General features: G+C 59.6%; 19 protein-coding genes. All 19 read right to left on the bottom strand.

From position 1 onward, the window contains the following. Position 1: 1 nt before the first annotated feature. Positions 2 to 1,408 carry a glycoside hydrolase family 5 protein gene (locus ACY8D3_RS08750; protein WP_462383416.1) on the bottom strand — a complete coding sequence of 469 codons (1,407 nt, stop codon included), beginning with the start codon at positions 1,406 to 1,408 and terminating at the stop codon, positions 2 to 4. Beyond that, the gene (locus ACY8D3_RS08745) at positions 1,405 to 1,929 is read right to left on the bottom strand and encodes a DUF2514 family protein (RefSeq protein ID WP_462383414.1); all 525 of its coding nucleotides are present in this window, start codon (positions 1,927 to 1,929) and stop codon (positions 1,405 to 1,407) included. Before ACY8D3_RS08745 ends, ACY8D3_RS08750 begins: the two co-directional genes overlap by 4 nt. Continuing rightward, the gene (locus ACY8D3_RS08740) at positions 1,926 to 2,399 is read right to left on the bottom strand and encodes a glycoside hydrolase family 24 protein (RefSeq protein ID WP_462383412.1); all 474 of its coding nucleotides are present in this window, start codon (positions 2,397 to 2,399) and stop codon (positions 1,926 to 1,928) included. The genes ACY8D3_RS08745 and ACY8D3_RS08740 overlap by 4 nt, the downstream gene beginning before the upstream one ends. Before the next feature lie 403 nt (positions 2,400 to 2,802). Next, positions 2,803 to 3,252 (bottom strand): hypothetical protein, encoded by a 450-nt coding sequence (locus ACY8D3_RS08735; protein ID WP_462383410.1) that lies wholly within the window; start codon positions 3,250 to 3,252, stop codon positions 2,803 to 2,805. A gap of 10 nt (positions 3,253 to 3,262) precedes the next feature. Continuing rightward, complete coding sequence (locus ACY8D3_RS08730) at positions 3,263 to 5,149, bottom strand: hypothetical protein (RefSeq protein ID WP_462383409.1); 1,887 nt, start codon at positions 5,147 to 5,149, stop codon at positions 3,263 to 3,265. 4 nt (positions 5,150 to 5,153) lie between these two features. After that, positions 5,154 to 5,726, bottom strand: coding sequence for a hypothetical protein (locus ACY8D3_RS08725; RefSeq protein WP_462383407.1), 573 nt, complete (start codon positions 5,724 to 5,726; stop codon positions 5,154 to 5,156). 13 nt (positions 5,727 to 5,739) lie between these two features. Further along, the gene (locus tag ACY8D3_RS08720) at positions 5,740 to 5,955 is read right to left on the bottom strand and encodes a hypothetical protein (protein ID WP_462383406.1); all 216 of its coding nucleotides are present in this window, start codon (positions 5,953 to 5,955) and stop codon (positions 5,740 to 5,742) included. After that, the gene (locus ACY8D3_RS08715) at positions 5,945 to 6,526 is read right to left on the bottom strand and encodes a hypothetical protein (protein WP_462383404.1); all 582 of its coding nucleotides are present in this window, start codon (positions 6,524 to 6,526) and stop codon (positions 5,945 to 5,947) included. The genes ACY8D3_RS08720 and ACY8D3_RS08715 overlap by 11 nt, the downstream gene beginning before the upstream one ends. Beyond that, positions 6,523 to 7,362 carry a hypothetical protein gene (locus ACY8D3_RS08710; protein WP_462383402.1) on the bottom strand — a complete coding sequence of 280 codons (840 nt, stop codon included), beginning with the start codon at positions 7,360 to 7,362 and terminating at the stop codon, positions 6,523 to 6,525. Before ACY8D3_RS08710 ends, ACY8D3_RS08715 begins: the two co-directional genes overlap by 4 nt. 9 nt (positions 7,363 to 7,371) lie before the next feature. Next, complete coding sequence (locus ACY8D3_RS08705; protein ID WP_462383400.1) at positions 7,372 to 8,985, bottom strand: hypothetical protein; 1,614 nt, start codon at positions 8,983 to 8,985, stop codon at positions 7,372 to 7,374. Continuing rightward, a complete protein-coding gene (locus tag ACY8D3_RS08700) occupies positions 8,982 to 9,437 on the bottom strand; it encodes a hypothetical protein (protein ID WP_462383398.1) in 456 nt (151 codons plus the stop codon). Before ACY8D3_RS08700 ends, ACY8D3_RS08705 begins: the two co-directional genes overlap by 4 nt. Further along, positions 9,437 to 11,248, bottom strand: a complete 1,812-nt coding sequence (locus ACY8D3_RS08695) for a hypothetical protein (protein ID WP_462383396.1) — start codon at positions 11,246 to 11,248, stop codon at positions 9,437 to 9,439. Before ACY8D3_RS08695 ends, ACY8D3_RS08700 begins: the two co-directional genes overlap by 1 nt. Continuing rightward, on the bottom strand, positions 11,248 to 11,760 hold the full coding sequence (locus ACY8D3_RS08690; RefSeq protein ID WP_462383394.1) for a hypothetical protein: 513 nt from the start codon (positions 11,758 to 11,760) through the stop codon (positions 11,248 to 11,250). Before ACY8D3_RS08690 ends, ACY8D3_RS08695 begins: the two co-directional genes overlap by 1 nt. Positions 11,761 to 11,816: 56 nt before the next feature. Further along, positions 11,817 to 14,921 (bottom strand): tape measure protein, encoded by a 3,105-nt coding sequence (locus ACY8D3_RS08685; RefSeq protein ID WP_462383392.1) that lies wholly within the window; start codon positions 14,919 to 14,921, stop codon positions 11,817 to 11,819. Positions 14,922 to 15,024: 103 nt separating this feature from the next. Then, complete coding sequence (locus ACY8D3_RS08680; RefSeq protein WP_462383390.1) at positions 15,025 to 15,372, bottom strand: hypothetical protein; 348 nt, start codon at positions 15,370 to 15,372, stop codon at positions 15,025 to 15,027. Positions 15,373 to 15,428: 56 nt separating this feature from the next. After that, positions 15,429 to 16,121, bottom strand: a complete 693-nt coding sequence (locus ACY8D3_RS08675) for a hypothetical protein (RefSeq protein WP_462383388.1) — start codon at positions 16,119 to 16,121, stop codon at positions 15,429 to 15,431. Between the two features lie 91 nt (positions 16,122 to 16,212). Next, on the bottom strand, positions 16,213 to 16,983 hold the full coding sequence (locus ACY8D3_RS08670; RefSeq protein WP_462383386.1) for a phage tail tube protein: 771 nt from the start codon (positions 16,981 to 16,983) through the stop codon (positions 16,213 to 16,215). Continuing rightward, positions 16,983 to 17,183, bottom strand: coding sequence for a DUF7210 family protein (locus tag ACY8D3_RS08665; RefSeq protein ID WP_462382300.1), 201 nt, complete (start codon positions 17,181 to 17,183; stop codon positions 16,983 to 16,985). Before ACY8D3_RS08665 ends, ACY8D3_RS08670 begins: the two co-directional genes overlap by 1 nt. Continuing rightward, complete coding sequence (locus ACY8D3_RS08660; RefSeq protein WP_462383384.1) at positions 17,180 to 17,641, bottom strand: hypothetical protein; 462 nt, start codon at positions 17,639 to 17,641, stop codon at positions 17,180 to 17,182. Before ACY8D3_RS08660 ends, ACY8D3_RS08665 begins: the two co-directional genes overlap by 4 nt. Between the last annotated feature and the right edge of the window lie 2 nt (positions 17,642 to 17,643).

Here is a 17,643-nt window from a genome sequence, read left to right as displayed (position 1 = left end):
GTTACGGCGACACCTTCAGGTGCTTGAGCGCGATATCGAGTGTCGAGCGGTTCTTTGCGGACTGCATGTCCTGGATGCTTCCATTGGCGCCTTCCGACCAGTACCACAGGTAAACGTCTACGCCGTGGTCGATACACCAGCCCAGCATGTTGTCCAGGCTCTTCTGGCTGCGCGGGAACCCACCAGGCACCCACGTCTCCCCGATCGCCCTCCTTTTATACCCATTCTGAACGCACCAGTTATAGAACGACTGTAGGGACTTGATCCCGTCATCTGGCTGGAAGTCGTCGGCCTTGTCCTTCGCAGTCTCCCAGAAGCCTGACGCTCGTTCGTCGAGATACAGGTGGCCGTGCGGGATCAGGAAGTCTTTACCCCTCGGATGCACGATCTCATGCATCGTCGGGTTGTTCTTCACCCAGTCGATCGTCGACGAGTAGTTGATCCCCTCGAGGTGGATCGGTAGGTCAGGCACGACGCCGGCGATCTTCGTTACGGCGTGTTGCAGGGCCTGTTTCCAGACGTCCCATTTGATGCCGACCGGCTCATTCATCACATCGATGCCGGTAATCATCGTCCGCGCGACGTCGTTCTTCATCAGCTCGGTGAGAAAGGCAGCCCAGTCATCGCCCAGAGCGTGGATCGGTACCGCGCTTGTGCCGATCTTTTTCCGGTCCTTCGACGTATCCGTCGTGCTGTACCCGGCATAGTTGTGCATGTCGAGCGCTGACACGTCCATACCGACCTCGCGGCCGATCTCGAGCGACTTCAGCAACCGATCGACGAAATACCCATTGACCTGCCCCCGCCCCGGGGCACCGCCGCCCGTCATCCGCTCCCATAAGAACCCCAGACGGGTGGACTTGAAGCCATGCTTCGCCGCGCCTTCCCAGTCTCGACGAGTGGGTAGCCGGTATTCGGTGCCGTCCTTGCCAGGCAGAATCCAATCTCCACCCGACCCTAGCCCGATGTTCAGCAGAATCCGGCCTTTGGCCTGGGGCGCCGGCGCAACGATCGATTCCGACACCCCCTCAAGCTTTGGGACGCTCTGCCCCTCGTAGATCTCGACAGGGCCGTCTACCGGCGCAAGCTTAGTCCCGTCGTACTCCAGCCAGACCTTACCCATAGACGTGCCGTTGCCGGTGATCTTGCGGGTCTCGCCGCTGGCAAACTTCATCGTTCGGCCCACGATCAGGTGCTTCTTGTTGTCGGCCGTGGCGGCGAACGCAATCATGTTGCGGTCTTTGCTGAAGCCCTTCACCCACTCCCCGTCGGTGCTGCCGCCAATGCTGAGGCTTGCCACGGGCTTGGCACCCTCGGCCGGCTTCGGCTGTTCAGGCTGTTGAGGGAACGCCTCATCCCACAAGCGCCCGGCCAGTTCGATAAACGCGTCTTTCGTCTGGATCGTCATCGGCTACCTCCTTCTAGTGAATCGTATGAGGCGGTGCAGACATTGCCCGCTATTCCACGCTCATCAGAGATTCCCGCATAGAGCGCAACAGCCGCTGTGCACCGGCCGAACACGTCGGCACGCACTCGGGCGGCGCGATCGGCTGCCTGGCTGTAGGCGGCAGTGAGGGAATTGCCGCAGGCGCGACTACGACGCTCGGCGGCCTCGAATTGCTGCTGCAAGCTGTCACGCTCATCGCGAAGGCTATTGGCATCAGCCACCGCCCTATCTGTCTGTTCCTTTCCATTCCTTGCTGCCTCGTCGACTGCGCTCTGACGGTCACGCTCTATTGCCCGCTGCTCGGCTTCTGCGGTACGTGCGCGCCTCTCCAAATCCTCACGCTCCTTGCTCCACTCCTCCCGAATCTTCGATACATCAGCGTCCCAGCGCAGGCCTTGAATGCCTGCTGCGATAGCACCACCCACCAACAGGCCACCCACGAGCGGCCACGCCCACAGCGGAGTGGCGCGAAGCCAGGTCATGCGAACTTACCCCCGGCCAGCTTGTAAGCGGCCACCAAGGTCTCAAGGCGGTGCTCAGGCTGCCCATACCCGGCGCCAGGCAAGGACGCCCAGATGTTCCGGCACTTCATGACCGCCTCATCAAAACGTCCGGCCACTACGTCTTCGTATGCGCGGCGCTCCTTGATCAGCTTGATCGCCGCCAAGTCCTGGGCTTCGGGAATGAACCGACCCTTGAATCCGTATGCCTTCACGATCGCGTCCCATGTCCGCTCAAGGAACTGGTACCGCCCGGCCGCCGTGGAGGTAATGGGCTTACCTTTCATGGTTTTAGTGATCTTGCGACGCGGGTGGTCCGCGTAGCTGCTGAACGTCTCGCCGCCGAACAGGACGTTGTACCCGTCCTGATCTCCATAGCGCACGGTGCCCTCTGACACCGCGAGCATGTCGAGGAAGGCGACCACGTTCGGGTGCTCTTTGATGACTGCCATGCTTTTCTCCAGGCAATAAAAAGCCCGGCACTTGGCCGGGCTGAATGTATGGTCAGCTGCTAGAACGGTTCCATCTGCAGAACATTGGATGCAGGCCCTTCCCCCGCGCTATTCTTGGCCGTCACGTAGAAATACGTGGTATTGCCAAACGAAACTCCGCTCACGCGCATTGAAGTTGCGGCAGTCTCGCCGTATAGGCTGTACCCTCCGTTGTTCACACGCATGAAAACGAGGTATGCAGTAGGCGCACTACCGGTAGCAGGCGGTTGCCATACGAGGTCGTAATACGCGCTAGGCGGCCCGTAGCCGAATCCATTTGGTTGAAGGTTGCGCGGCGCGCCGGGTGTGGCCACTGGCGTGGACGTGGGCGACTGCGCACGTGACCACCCAGATATGCTCGGTATCACTCGGCGACCGCGCTAGCCGAGCGTAGCGCGTCCTGCTCGGAGATTGTCCGGGAAATAGCTGCTAGCTTCTCTTCCGCTGTCTTCGCCCGCAGTTCCATAGCCTGTAGGTTCTGTTCAAGCTGGCTCGCGCGATTACTAAGCCGTTTCTCCGTCTCGTCTCTCTCCAGTTCCGCTTGAGCTCGTGCTTGCAGCGCAGCGTCCAGCTCTACAGCCGACGCTTTGGCCTGGAGCAGGATTTCCGTCGCAGTGTCGCCGAGGAGCTTGTTGAGTACTTCGCCTAGCGCCTCGTCACCACCATCAAGCACTTTCGGCTGGCTGACGCTTTGGGTGATCACGACGCCGTCCTTCAGAACCTCATAGATGTCGCTGTGGGTCACATAAACGCCACTGACAGGATCGTGATTGATGACCGTCTGGTATGGGCGGGTCCGTTCTTCGAGTGCCATAGAGGTCTCCTTATGCTGGTCGGGTCTGGCCAATCAGAACCCAGTAATCGGCTGCGATTTTCTTGAGGGTTACTGTCATTCGGTCGTCCACGAAGTACGTACCGCCGGTGGGCAGCTCCACGGTCGTGACGGTCGGTGAGGCGATTGCTATCTGGATGTACCTGCCTGCCCGGGCGCGAAGGTGTACTTCAGCGCCCACAGGGAATGCGGCGGTAGCGTTGGTTGGCACCGTCACCACAAGGTTGGCTGTGCTTGAGTTCCACAGGAACTTCCCAGAGTCACCCAGGCCCAGCGCCCTGCTTACCCCTATGCCTTCGGTAGGCGTGTATGGGGCATCGACCGCCGCGGACACCCGGTCCAGCGTGGATTTGTCCGCGGCTGCCATCAGCCCTGCCTGTGTGCCGGACGCGGACGGCAGGGTCGCATTGCTTCCGGTGCTCGATACGACTTCCAAGGTAGTCGCCGAGCGCGTCCCAACTGACAGGTTGGTAGCAACGTTTGCTTGTGCGCCCGCCTGGACCCCATCCAGCTTGGACTTGTCTGCTGAGGCCATCACCCCAGCCTGCGTCGTGGAGGCCGCTGGTAAGGACGCGTTGCTGCCTGTACTCGACACCACCTCCAAGCTAGTTGTTGTTCGAGTACCGATGCTTAGGTTCGTCGCGACGTTGGCTTGGGCGCCGGCCTGAACGCCATCGAGCTTCGTCTTGTCCGCAGACGTCATCAGACCAGCAAGCGACGCCGTAGCAGCGGGGAGATTGGTGTTGGTCCCAGTGCTCGACGTCACTTCCACGGACGTGGTGCTACGCGCCCCAATACCAAGGTTAGCGCCTGGCAATGTGATGTTGGCCGTACCGTCGAAGGACACCTCGTTGATCGTTCGGGGGGTAGTCAGGGAATCGGCTTTAACTCCTGTGAGGCCTGCGCCGTTACCCGTGAAGGTGTCGGACTTCACGCCGCCAGACACATCCAGCCCTTGGCGCATGTAAATCAAACCTGTAGTCAGGTTCATGAACAAAGGGCGCAAACTGTTAAACGTGCCGTCGTTGGTGTCCGACACCAAGAAGTAATAGTTGCTGCTATCTACACGATGGATGATGCCTTTGCCGCCACCGCCTTTCATGATGATCGAGTTCAGTGCTGCAGAAACAATCGGTGCTTCGATGTCACCAGCAGTGGTAACTACCGTCCCCCACCTATCTCCTAGCTTGGCGCGCAATCTGGCGTTTGCCGCGTCGTAGTACAGCCCGCCAGCTGCGTCCGTGAACGAGCCAGACAGGTTGATGCCTTGTGTGAAATTGATAGTGCCAGTGGCGGTATCGCCAGCCTTCAGGAGAACAGCGGTGGTCGCTGCTTTGCTGTCCAAAGCGGTCTGCAACCCGCTGACCGTGCTGATAGCCTGAGTGCCAGTATGGTTCGCACGGCTGAGCAGGTAGACATCCGAGCTGTTCGCCGTAGCGCCCGCAGCAATACCCCCCAGCTTGTTTTTCTCCGCCGAGGTGTAGTCGTTGGTGGACAGGCCTTTGCCCGTTTCCTTGTCGACCTTGTTGCCGAGCTGCGCTTGGAGCTTTCCAAGCGCTACGAGCACCGTGTCGGTCGCCGTAATGACAGCCGCTGTAGCCGTCGAAACCCCGGTTAGGACGGTCGCGCGAACGGCCGCCGCTAGGCTCTGCCAAGTCTTATCGCCACGCCAATATTGATCGGTCGAGCCAGAAGAAATTGCAGGTTCCGCGCCAACGTCCGACGCCGAGCCTTTGTTGGCTGGATAGGCGACTACCGTACCCGCAGCGTTCGTGACGTATGCGTCAAAACCCGCACCCGCTCGGACGTAGTAAACGGCGTTCGGCTCAAGCTGCGCCGGCAGCGCGGCGACGTACTTGTGAAACTTCACCTGGGCCATCTGATCACCAGTTCGTCGTGTTCCATTCGGCGCCGCCGCCGACGCGGACGCCGCGGTAGTGCAGTTCGTTGTTCACGTCGCTCAACTGGTCCAACACGGCCTTGTTGGCGTGGCTGTGGGCCTGAGCTACGGCATTGTCGATCTGCGCCGGTGTCGATGTTGGACGGCCCTCGATCTCATTCCACTGGACAATCACGTCCATGGACTCGTATTCGGCCACCTTGTAGATGGTGTCGGTGTCCGCCGCGTACGCGTAGAGGGCTGAGCCTTCGCCTACGGTCGGGTCGGCCGATGCGTCGATCACCAGAATCATCGTGTTCGACTCGAGCGTGGCAATCAGCGCATCGCGCGCGGCAATGTCTGCCACGATAGATACGGTGCTGGCAGCCCCGCCCCAGTTCGCTAAAGCCGCATCGATCAGCGAGTTGATCATCGGCGTGTTGCCGACGCCCTTTGCCGCACCCGATCCGTCCGTGACGTAGGTTTCGGCATAGGCGCCGTTTGCAACGAAATAGAGCGCGTCCGGCTCGAGCGTTGCGGGCAGAGAAGTGACTTTGTAGAACTTGACATGAGCCATTACGGCCTCCTGATTACCACTGATTTAGGGCCCAGCGATGCGGGGCGACGTAGAGGCCGGTGGGCCGCTCTTCGATTTGGTTGTCCTGATCGGGACTGATTTCGGCGAGACCTTGCCCGGCAGGACCGGGCGGGCCTTGGTTGCCAGCAGCCACCACTACAGCGGGCGCCGCGCGAGGCTCGACGACCAGCACGAACGGCTGGCCGGCGACAATGACGTCAGCAGGCATGGCATCCCTCCGGCCGGGTCGTGACATCACCCTGCAGCCAGCGGATCACGTCCCCATTGCTCATGGTCAGGTCGAGGTCATACGTGCCGCGCTCGAAGGTCAGCGCCCCGCTTTGCTCTGCCGTGACCACGATGAGCATCTGGCCAAGCCCTTCCATGACCAGGCCGCCGTTGTCAGTCGTGAGTTCGAGCGTCGAGCCATCCGAACCGGCGATGAGTAGCCGCCCGGTACAGCCGGTCAGATCTACGGGCTTCTGGTAGATCAGCTGCCCACCGTTGGCCTTGAGCGCCGCGCCGTTGATGTCATTGAATTCGATCGTGTCCGCATCGATGACCTTCGCCATACGGAACGGCTCGCGCGCGGGCGATCGGTTCAGTTGGCTTGAGGATGTACCGTCGATCCAGACCGGCCACATGCCAGGCAGACCATGCTCGGGTACGGTGAGGGTTAGGGGTGCGGTCTGACGGATCTCGGCGATGGGTCGATAGTCGTAGTCAGGCTGCATCAGCCAGAGCGGCTTTCGGTTGGTGGCGCCGGGTGTAATTGGGAAATCCAGTCGGGAAGGCGTCATACACCCTCCAGCACGTAGTCGAACGTAGTCGGTATGTACGGCTTTATTTCCATCGCTACATAGACGTTCGGCGGGGCATCCTCATATATAGCGAGCATATCGATGACGATTTCGACAGGCTGCGTCGTGGATAGCGCGAGTGCTGCACCGCGGACACTCGCTGAGGAACCAGTCTGGTGATCGGTTATATCCGCTCCAACTGATGGGCCCATTGAGCTGAAATCAAGCGTAAGAGACATCGGCTGTCTTACTTTGCACGACCACCCAGACGGGGTAGCTGTCCATGGCGGCAATAGCAGCGTGGTGGGCTCATCGCTGGTTGCGCCCGGGATGTTTACTACGAAGTTGCGACGGTATCGCTCAACCTCGAACGTACTGCTATACCCGAATGTGTCGGCGCGCTCTTGCCCGCTGACCAGGACCCAATCCTCCGGGGACGTCGTTCCAGACGCAACGTAAACGATCCGTGGCGCTTCAAACGGCTGCCTGAGATAGAGCTGCCCAATCGCTTCCGGGGGCTGATTTGGAGCGTCTTCCGATACGATGGGGGCGGCACCGCCGCCTGCGCCAGCCTGCGAAAGTGCCTGTAGAATCCCTGCCGTAACCGATGCGAATACCTGGCTACCAGCCGGCCAGTTCTGATCTGTCGTGCCTTCCATTCCGCGGGTCAGGGAGGCGTTACCATTGGCAACGACCGCCTCGATGATCTCGAAACGCGTTGGCGGCACTGCATCAGCCAGGGTCAATCGATAGGTGCCATTCGGCAAATCCAGCGCAGCCGAAACCGCTCCGGCTGCCAGGGTGATATCCCGGCGCCAGTTGTTGACGAAGTTCATGTTTTGTCCTCAGACCCAGCTATAGGAGGCCGTTTCGTCGTTACGGGCAATCTCGCCTGTGACGGGGTTGTAGCTTGCGTACCGCAGCCCGCTGAACCACCAGAAACTGCGGGAGTATTCGTAGTCGGGATTTGCGCTGCGGCTGTGCAATAACGTTCGGGTGTCCACTTCCATAACCGATCCCTTCGGCGAGATGAGCGGCCCCCTCCGGATCTTCACAGGCATGGTGTCTTGGCCGTCTGCGTACGCGAACGGCTCACGGGTGTAGCCGAGGCAAGACAGCGTATTGCTGCAGCGCAGCAGCCAGAGCATGCGGATATCCTGCTCTCGGATGATGTTCCTGCCGCTCACCCTTGAGATGTACGCGACAATGCTGTCGGCATGGAAGCCTGGCTGAAAAATTGGGGCCGGGTCAAAGTACTCGAACGTAGCCGTCACGCGCCCAGAATCGGCGATATCAGGGTCTTCCCCTGTTACTTCCACGGTGCGTATGAGTTGAATCGTGTTAGCGCCGTGATCAAAACGTTCCCGCGTATCGCGCATGACCATCTCGTCTATGACCGTACCGCTGTCGGTCCGAATCCGCATCGTGGTCTCAATGATGTCCCGCTGCCCGGCCGGGCCTTCCGAGGATGCCGGCCACCGTTCCTGCACCGATGACTGGATCCGATCAAATCGGGCCGTTCGAACAGTACCGTCCGGGGCATACCAAGCATTAAGCAACCCCCGCTGCTGTGTCCATTTGGCGAGGTAGTCCCGGAACTGGGGGCCGGTCTCGTCGTGCGTCTCGTAAACCGGGTTTCCCAGCGCGCTGGCCCTATCTTCGATGAGTCGAAGCTGGACGTGCGGCCTGGGATCAATCGTTGTGTCCAGCACGCCCGGCTGCAGCACGATCTCCAATAAACCGATGACCGTTGCAGGTTTTGGGGAACTGCTTTCGTAGGCCATTGGATATGGCACGTTGGGCGCGCGGACATGCGCGGTTGCGGCTATGACGACAAGCAGCTTGTTCGCCCGAAAGTCCGCTATCTCCAAATCGGGATTTGGCAGAAATTGGTCATTTACTTGGCCGTAACTCTCATAGCGTCCAGCGGATTGCTGTCGAGTAACGCACTCCGGCTGTCCAGCGCCATTGCCAAGCTGATCTAGCGTGATGGGTATGCGGACTTTTCGGTCTACAGCGCCCTGGTAGTTCAGTGTCAACTCGAGTTCGGATTGCCCCATGAAGGCCGCTGACACAAAGACGATACGCCGTCGCCCACCTTCTGTTACCGGATCGAAAACAAGGGGCACACCTGGCAACCAGTCGTTCGTGGTATTCGCCAGCTTCACGCCGGCGCCGTAATACGAAACATGCTCTGCGTAATTCAAGTTAAGCGGGCCGCCCCGGAGAATTGCCCGGCCCCACCATTTCCCACCGGCCGCCTCTATCGTTTCGGATGGAATGTCGGGGTAGCCGATGTCGAACAGGTATGTGTTTCGGCTGGCGTCGAAACCCACTGGCACGGTCTTTCCGTTGGGCAGCTCTACAATGGCCTCTTCACGCGGGCGCGTGACAATTCTTCCATGCCAGGGCCAGCCCAGCGCCACCGTTTCATCCGTGGTAGATGGAAGATCGATCACGCTTCGTCCTTCTTGGGTTGGGCGATCTGAAGCTGTACGGCGTCGCCATTGGCATCCTTGAACTTCCAGGTCTTGATCGGCTTGACCTCGAAGACGAAGAGCCCATCAGAGCTGGTCATGATCATGTTCGGCCAGTGCTCACGGTCTGGCACCTGCGTGCCGTTTTCATCCTTGGTGACTTCCTTCAGGGGGCTGGCGATGTTGCCGCCACCCCTCGGAGCGCGCGACTCATTCCATACGCCCCGACCTCTCGAAGTCGGGAATCCGCCTACGGGTGCCACCGGACTGAGGGTTGTCGTCCGCCGCGGCGGCTCGACCAGACTGTTGAGGTCATCGACAGCCTTCGTACCGCGGCGCCGTTCCTCCATCGCCCTCCCACCAGCGCGCCGCTCAGCCTCATTGCGCTGACCGATAGCACGGCGCTCGGCCTGCATTTCGCTTCCTCTGCTCATTACGTCATCTCAAGCAAGTCATTGGGGATGGCGACCCGGTAGGTCCGGGCAATCTCGATCTGCTGTTCGTCGGTCTGCTCGGCTGGGATCTCGCGGGAGTCCAGGTCGAACCGGCGCGGGAACTCCGCATCGGTGATCTCCGGCACGCTGTAGTTGCCCGAGAACCCGGGCAGGTCCTCCTTGTACGCAGGGCTGGAGATCTTGCCACCCAGCTGTGTAGGCAGGCTGGTGGCAATCGGGCTTTCCGGCTCGGGTTCAGGCTGTGGCTCGTCGTGGTACGGCGGAGGGACCAGTGGATCAGTGACGCTGCCACCGCCACGCATGACAGCCATGGTCACTGTCGACAGCGCGCTGCCGGATGCCATGTCCAGTGCGTGCTGCAGCCGAACGCATTTGCCTTTGGCGTGAACATCTTGGTCATTCAGCTCGATCGTATGGACCAGATCCAATTCACCGATCCAGCCTGTTGGAACCTGCCAACTAAGGGCGGTACCACGATGGGCGGATATGACCTGCGAGTAGCCTTCAGCCAGCAGAGTTCGTAGCAGAGCCTGCCGCCGCTCTTCGTCGCGCAGATCCTCGTGACCGGTCTTGCCGTCGTCCGGCTTGTTGCCTGGCCAGCCATCAATGACAGGGATGCCATTGCCGTTCGACTGCTTGGGTATTCCTTGCGTGTCGATACCAAAAGGCTTCGACCCCCACTCTTCCGCGCGCTCGTTCTCAATCTCGACGTTCGCGCTCTGGCGGGACACCACTTCACCCACTGCCGCTACGCTCGTTTCCGCAACGACGCGAAGCCGGTACTGCTCAGTGACAGTCTGCACCCAACGCCGGCCGCCGCTGAAGGAGGCACCCAGGAGCAAATCGAGGTAGTCGTTCGACCAAGGCACCTCGCCGCCGCAATACACACCGGTCGGCAGCTGGCGATACCAGGAGGCAGCGCTCAGCAGCGTTTGCCCGGTGTCAGCCACCGCATCCTTCACCATCTGGATATCGGGCAGCTCGGTACCGTCGCGTTCGGAGATCCAGTTACAGAACCCCTGCTCGCCACCCACCCCGAAGGTATTGGGATGCTGCCAGTAGTAGCGCTCGTTGTGCTGCCGGAGGCGTGAAAACCGGTAGTCGCTATCGATCTCGACAACGTTCGTCTCGGCGCCGATATCGCTCAGCTGCACGTCGAGTGATGCGTGCACCGTCGAACCAAGCCCGAACACGAAGTCCGCCGATCCTTTCGCGAACCAGCTTGTCACCCTCATGCCGCCGTAGACGTCACTGTCCAGGCTGGCCGTGAGCGTACCGAGGCGTTCGTTCATGTAGTCCCAGCGGGACCGCCCTTCGACAGGCTGGAACACGTCCGGCGACCAATGGGCCGAGGGCGTCAGGGCGTCGATCTCAGCGATCGTCAGCGCCTCCACCCTCTGCTGCAGGCTGTCGCTGCATGTGCAGCTGAGCGTGCGCGCGGTGCGCTCCCACGAAGGGTCAGCGATGCGGCCCGTATATAGCCGCTGGACGCGCTCGCCGTCCTGATCTTGGCTAACAAAGTCGACTGTCACCGCGCGCCCTTTCCAATCTGTCGGCGTGACAGGCCCGGGCGGCATGCAGATCTCGAATGAAGCGATACCGGCATTGCCCTCCTCTCTATCGATTTCGACCGTGCCGGTAATACGGGCCGTCCAATCTACGCCGCCTACGGTGACCACCGGCCTCCACTGAAAAGCGGCATTCGGCGCCACCGGCGTCGGATCGGAAGACGATGAGCCACCAAGCCCGGCCAGCGGTACGCTGCCAAGTGGGTATCCATTGATGAGCATCAGACTTCTTCCCAGTCCAGGGTCCAGCCGTGTGCTGCACTACCGGCCGAAAGTGTAGAGCGCGGCTTCGTGGCAAAAACCCAGTAAACGGGCAGCCAAGCGACGGAATAGAGCACCGCGCCCGGTACCGGCGTGATGGTCACCGCGCCTTCTGCGTAGCTGCATGCCGTTCCGATCCACTGGCCGCGTACCAACGCCAGCGCCCAAGGGTCTACGTCTGGCCGCGGCGTGCTGCCGAGGACCACCGTCGTCACCGTTGTGGTGACGCTTTCCTGCTTGGTGCAGTACAGCTCGAGCGCTCGGCTGAAATCCAGACCATCCAGGCCCGGTGGCATCCAGCCCGTACCGCTGATGGAGCCTGCAGCCTTCCCTGCCCAGTGCGTCATCTTCACGCCTGCGCCATTGCTCATGCGGACTACAGTTGCACCTTCAAGTGGCTGCGACGCCATTTCGGGCGCGCCAGCGTGCAGCACGATCGGCACACCGCCGAGCATGATCATGGGTTGGGACATTGAGACTCCGATTTAACACACTGCAATGCAGGGATCGCCTGCAATAAGTTTGGCTTCTAGCGGGTGTGGGTCCGCCCGCGCTTCAACTTGGCGATCCGCATTTCCTCAGCAACGCTTCGGGGCATCTTGATTGGATGCGTGTAGCCGCCCAAATCAAAGACCATCGTTCCCCAATCTTCATTGGAGGACGCGCCTGTCCCCAGGAGGGACGGATCCATCTGCGGAATAGCCGGCACCATCCTGGCGCCGACCAGCCCGCCCTCGGCGTAACCCCGCATTCCAGAAGCGATGCGCTGCTGAAGCATGCTCATCGTGTTCTGGAAGCCATTACGGCGGACGCGCTCGAGGAAAGGCAGCGCGCCGGGCTCGTTGACGACTCGCTTCGGCTGGACGTGCTCATCCGCGTGAACAATGCCGGCCGGCTGGTATTTCGATCCGGGACCGGTCCAGCCACCGGTGGCGAAGCCGTCAGCGCCGGCTGATCTGGCCGCTATTGCGCCAGCCGTGCCTGCGAGGGTTACCGGCACCGTCAACCACCGTTTGAACTCTTGCGCGATAGCCTCAATTGCCTGAGACGTCTGAGCCGCAGATTCCTTATCCAGTTCGAGCCCGACATCGACCGGAGGCAGGTCAGCTAGGGCTTTGTCCCCCTCCTGGCTGATGCCTTTCGGAGCGATGTCGACCGGCACCGGTGGAAGGTTTGTGAAGCTGTTTTCTCCATCCTGCCGAATGCCAGCCGGCTGGATATCAACCTTTACCGGAGGTAGGTTCGTGAAGCCATTCGACCCGTCCTGGCGGATCCCGGCGACTTGTGCCGCCGAGCGATCAGGCAAGTTCGTGAAGCTATTAGGCCCATCCTTTCGATACGTCGTCGAAGGCTTTATCTCGGCCTCAACTACTGGCTTCGGTGCCGTTGCTGGCTGGTCGACCGCCACTGGTTTGATTGCCACCGGCACCGCAGACTGACCGTCCTTCGGCAAAGCAAGCGGCGAAGGACGACTGACCGAAGCATCAGCAGAGCGAGGCTCAATGATCAGGTCTTTACCGATCATCTTTGCCCAACGCTGCATCTTGGCCGTTTCCTTGGCCAACGCGTCGTCGTCAATCGAAGGCGTGATTTTGAAGTTCTTTAGCTCTTCGAACTCTTTCTTGAACTCCCTGACCTTGTCGATCTCGACCTGTCGTGCCTTTTCTGCTTTATCGACAGCGACCTTATCTGCTTCCTGTTCGATAGCCTGGAGGCTCTTAATGAAGCCCTCGAATCCGTATGTGTTTTCACCAGCCTCCGCCAGATCCAACAGCATTTTGAGCGCGTCCTGCGCGTTCTTCTTGGCTCGCTCTACGTCACCGCTTTGAAGCGCCTGGTTAGCAGCGTATTGGAGCCGCTGAGCATTACCAAAACTTGCCGGCCCTGTGGCGCCAACTCGTAGCTTCTCAAGGGCATCGTTGTAACGTTTCTCAGTATCAAGCTGCGCCTTTTTAGCCGCTTCGAGCTTCGAATTGGCTTTTGTCTGTGCCGCTATCTGGTCTCGAAGTGCCGTTTCGAACGAGTTTTTCAGCCCTTCCTGGATTGAGTTGAACTGGGTAGCGTAGGCGCGTTGCGCTGCCAGCTTTCGCTCGTTCGCTGCCTCGATCTCCACAGCAGCCTTCTTCTCGGACTCAACGATCTTTTCGTTGGCATCGACCGCGCTGCTGAACAGGTTTCTATAAAAGTCCGTAATAGCGGCTGGCCGCAGTTTTGAGTACGGATCAAGTACAGATGCCGTATCGAATATCGCTTTTCCGTCGCCTTTCGCGGCTTGGTCCAGTGCGTCTGAGATGCGGTCCAGCTCTTTCACTGCCTCGTCAGACACGCCCAGAAGATCGTCGATTGACTTAACTACCCTGGATATCGAATCGCTAAGCGTCGTCCTACCATCCTCAGTGGTATTGCGCATTGCGTCAGTAAGCTTCAGCAGTGCCTCAGCCTGCCCAGTGAACGCGGTCACTACACGTTCTGTTGTGAGCTCGCCGGCATTTGCCATGCGAATCAGTTCGGCCCTTGTTACTCCAAGCCCTCGTTGCAGTGCACCGGTGAGAGCCTGTGAATTTTGCAGGATTGCATTGAAGGCATCCCCGCGGATCACGCCTGTTTGCAGGCCCTTATTGAACTGATCAATAACCGAGGCTGCTTGCTGACCTTTGACACTGTTTGCGACGAGGCCAGCGGACAGCGCGCCTACTAGGTCGGTAGCTGTCTTCGTGGAATACCCCATCTCCTTAAGGGGACCGACAACCCCTAAGAATAGCTCGGATGTCTGCTGAATTGGAGTACGCACACTTTTAGATATCCGCTCCAGCCGCTCTTGGGCGCGCTCGTACTCCTCGTGCACTGGAAGAGCATTCTTCATGCGGTCTTCCAGGGTGTTCACCGCATCCGCGATATTGAAGTACGCGCCTGCCGTCCGCTGAACAGCGTATGCAACGCCGGTGATAGCCGCGAGGCGCGCAGTAACTCCTGCGATGCCTTCACCGCCGCCGACAGCGGTTCCATTGGTCATCTCATTGATGGCACGCTTTGTTTCCGCGAGCTTAGCCTGATACCGAATCTCTGCCGCCGCACGCTCTGTCGCCGACATTTGTCCGGATTGTCCGAGCCGCTTGTAGTCGGCCTGCAGCGCTACGAGCTGCGTGCGAAGATTCCGCAACTGCGTGACGCCAAATGTATCCATGGCCTGCGCGATGGACCTATCAGCTCGCCCCTTCCCGAGCGCACCTGCGAGGGATTCCTGCAGCCGCTTTTGCTCGCCGGCCAAATTTCGAACATCCACGCCAGCAGCGCGAAGCTCGGCGCGCTGTTCGCGGACCTTCGTCTTCTGACGGTCGAATTCAAGCGTAGCCTTCGCCAGCGAGCGTTCAGCCGCAACGAGCTGACGGTCCATACCCTTTACATCTTGCCCTGCCTGCTTCATCGCTTCTTTCAGCGCATCCACAGACCTGCGGGCTGAGAAGAACTCAGCGGCGGATTTTTTCGCATCCTGCTGAAGCTGCTGAAAGGCATCAATCTGGCGGATTGGCTTCGCTATCGCGCGGACTAGGTCCTGGTACTCCTTACGGAAACCGGAAACGCCCTTAAGAGCGTTATCCATGTCCGCAACAATGCGTAGCTCGACATCAGCCATCTTGATTATTCCTTGAGGCAGCGCAGAAACAGGCGCCAGGGGTAGTTAATTGCGTTGGGGTGCCCATGCCGCCCCAAAAGAGAGAGGCATCGCTCCAAGTCGCTCAGTGCTTGGGCTGCGCTGACTTCATGCGATCCAGAGCGCTGAAAAAATCCGGGTTGATCTCTTTCGCTTTTGAGAGGACTTTTCTCAACTGGCTTGGCGGCAAAGCCTCGAGATCGAAGATGGTCAGGTTTGTGAACACGGCAAGGTCAGATAGTCGGCAATCGTCGAAGAGCCAAACGTCCACTTGATACCGGGCTACGGCTTCGTCGTCTGGCTGATCGCCAGGCCATGGATTGTTCATCAACACTTGCCGCATAAGCGCAGGGGTTAGCTCGGTTACAACTATGTCCCGGCGTCCGCTGCCTTCGCCGACAGTCACGACAGCCTTCACAGCAAGGTCGCTCACTTCATTTCTCCTGGCCAATAAAAAACCCGCCGAAGCGGGTTTCATTAAGATTCCGGTTATTGGACGACAGTGAACTCAAGAAAATCATGGCCAACTAGGCAGTTAGCCTTGCGGTTCCTACCTGAGATCACCAGATCGTAAGTCACGCGAGCAACACCATTCGGCGCCACATAAAAGCCCCTACTGGTAGGCGTATCTTTAGAGTAATTCGGGAAATACGCTGGGAGCTCTGCATCGCATTTAGCGAACGCGGTCGACCTGCTCACGTCTTCACTCGAAGCGACTTGAGAGCTTTCCACCTGCGATCGCGTGTAAAAAGTGTTGTAGGACTGGCCTTTCTCGTTCTCGCACATCACAAAAAATTCAGGATCGGAAGGGTTGCTCTCGTGATCGACGCTTACATAAACAACTTTTTTGCATTTCCGTTGCTCACGATGGAGCTCAGCCACCTTCGAAAGATAGGGCTGCCACTGCTCGAATTTGTTGAGCTTGTCGCACCCTTCGTCGCAGCCAATCCGCGACGGGATAGCGCCAGCCTCGATGGGCGCCTTGTAGGGCGCTGCTGTATGCGCAGGTTCCGAGTTCGAAGAGCAGGCCTTGACGATAACGACTAGGAATACTGCGAGGCCCACACAGGTGATTAAGAAGCTTCCACCAGAAGGCTTTGAAGGCTTGGCCCCGCAATTTGGGCAGGCCTTTGCAGTAGTCGAAACAAGGTGTCCGCATTCCTTGCATTTCATCAGCGCCATGTCACAGCTCCCTGAAAAGGGCGGAATGTAGCAGAGCGCCATATAGGAGACCCAGCCTGTAGCCGGGCCACCTCAGACCAGCGGCGTATTTCTACGCCCCAGCCTTCTCCTTCTGCACCTTCATGTACGCCGACTTGCCTGTACCGCGAGTCGGGTCGGCCAGCACTTCCGCCGCAACAGTCATGCCCATGAAGTCGTCAGTACCGATCCAGTCCAGCGTCTCGGCCGGCGCGAACTTGCAGCGCCAGAAACGCGGGTTGATGCGCTGCTTGGTACCGGCGCCGTTCTGGCCTTCGAGCAGGATCTCCCACTCTTGACCGGAGTCGGTCAGGGCCTCAATTTCGTCAAAGCTGGCACCCATGTAGTCGATCTCGACCTCATAGTTACCTGTAGCCGCTTCGATGGCTTGGGCGAGCGCGCTGCCGACCAGCACTTCAATGCCTGAGCCGGTCATGCGGAAGTCTTCGTCTTCTTCGAACTCGGTCGTACCACCAGCGCCGGTGACGGACGTGATGCTCGTGGGCATGCGGTCCAGAACGCAGGTCTTGCCGACCTCGGCGATGTGCTTTTCGCCAGTAACGGCAGCACTCGGCACGTCGGTGACCGTCGCCCACAGGTTAGCGGCGATGTTCTCGGCGTCGAACTCGCGGAAGTTGATCGACAGGTTCATCGCGTTGATGCGCGTCAGCTTGTCGTAGTTGCCGCCTTCCGGGGTGCGGGTGTTCGGCAGCGTGATGTCGTTGGTCTCGGTCGACTGCTGAACAGTGGAGACCAGGCCGACGTCCCGGAACGGGTAACCCGTACCGGCCGGGCGCATCTTCAGAAGACCGCCAAGGATGACGGTTTCGACTTTCTTGGCCATTACTTGCTCTCCTGCTCGATCACTTCGAGCTCTTGCAGCCACTTACGCTGGCGAGCAGTGACCTTGATGGTGGACCCGACAGCCAGATCTTGGCCTTCGTGGCGATGAGGCTTGGCCAGCTTCACTTCAGTGCGCGGCGCCTTCTTTACCTCGGACTTGGCTTCATCCTTGGCGGTGGTTTCGGTGGCTTTGGTAGTCATGATCTAACTCCTTCCACGATGGTGCTGAGGTGCACCGGAATAAGAATGGCGGCCGCGGCAACGCCCTCGCCTGGAGGGAATGCGTCGGGTGCGCCGATCTGGATATTGGTGATGCCCAAAGGTAGCCACTTGGGAAAGCGGCCCACTTCAGGGATGAGGCATTTGAGGATGTCGAGTTCGAGGTCTTCGAGAGCCACTTCGTACTCCACGCCAACACTGACGGCGCCTGTCACGCTGAAGCCCTTGCCGAGCATCAGCGCGTTCGGGCCGCGCCCTGGAGTGGTACCGCGTGCCGGCTGGACGACGATGCACGGGAAAGGCGTCTGGTCTTCCTTCAGCACCTCGTTCAGCCAGCCACTTTTCACCGTGTGGCCAGCGTTAGTGCGGTAGCCGTTCGCCTGGGTGATGGTTTCGAGACGCGCCACAAGCGCCTTACGCCCTTCGGTGAGAATGTTCATGG

The sequence above is a fragment of the Pseudomonas sp. Marseille-QA0892 genome (assembly GCF_054950135.1).
Note: the sequence above shows the minus strand (reverse complement) of the source record. Positions and strands in the feature narration are given on the sequence as shown.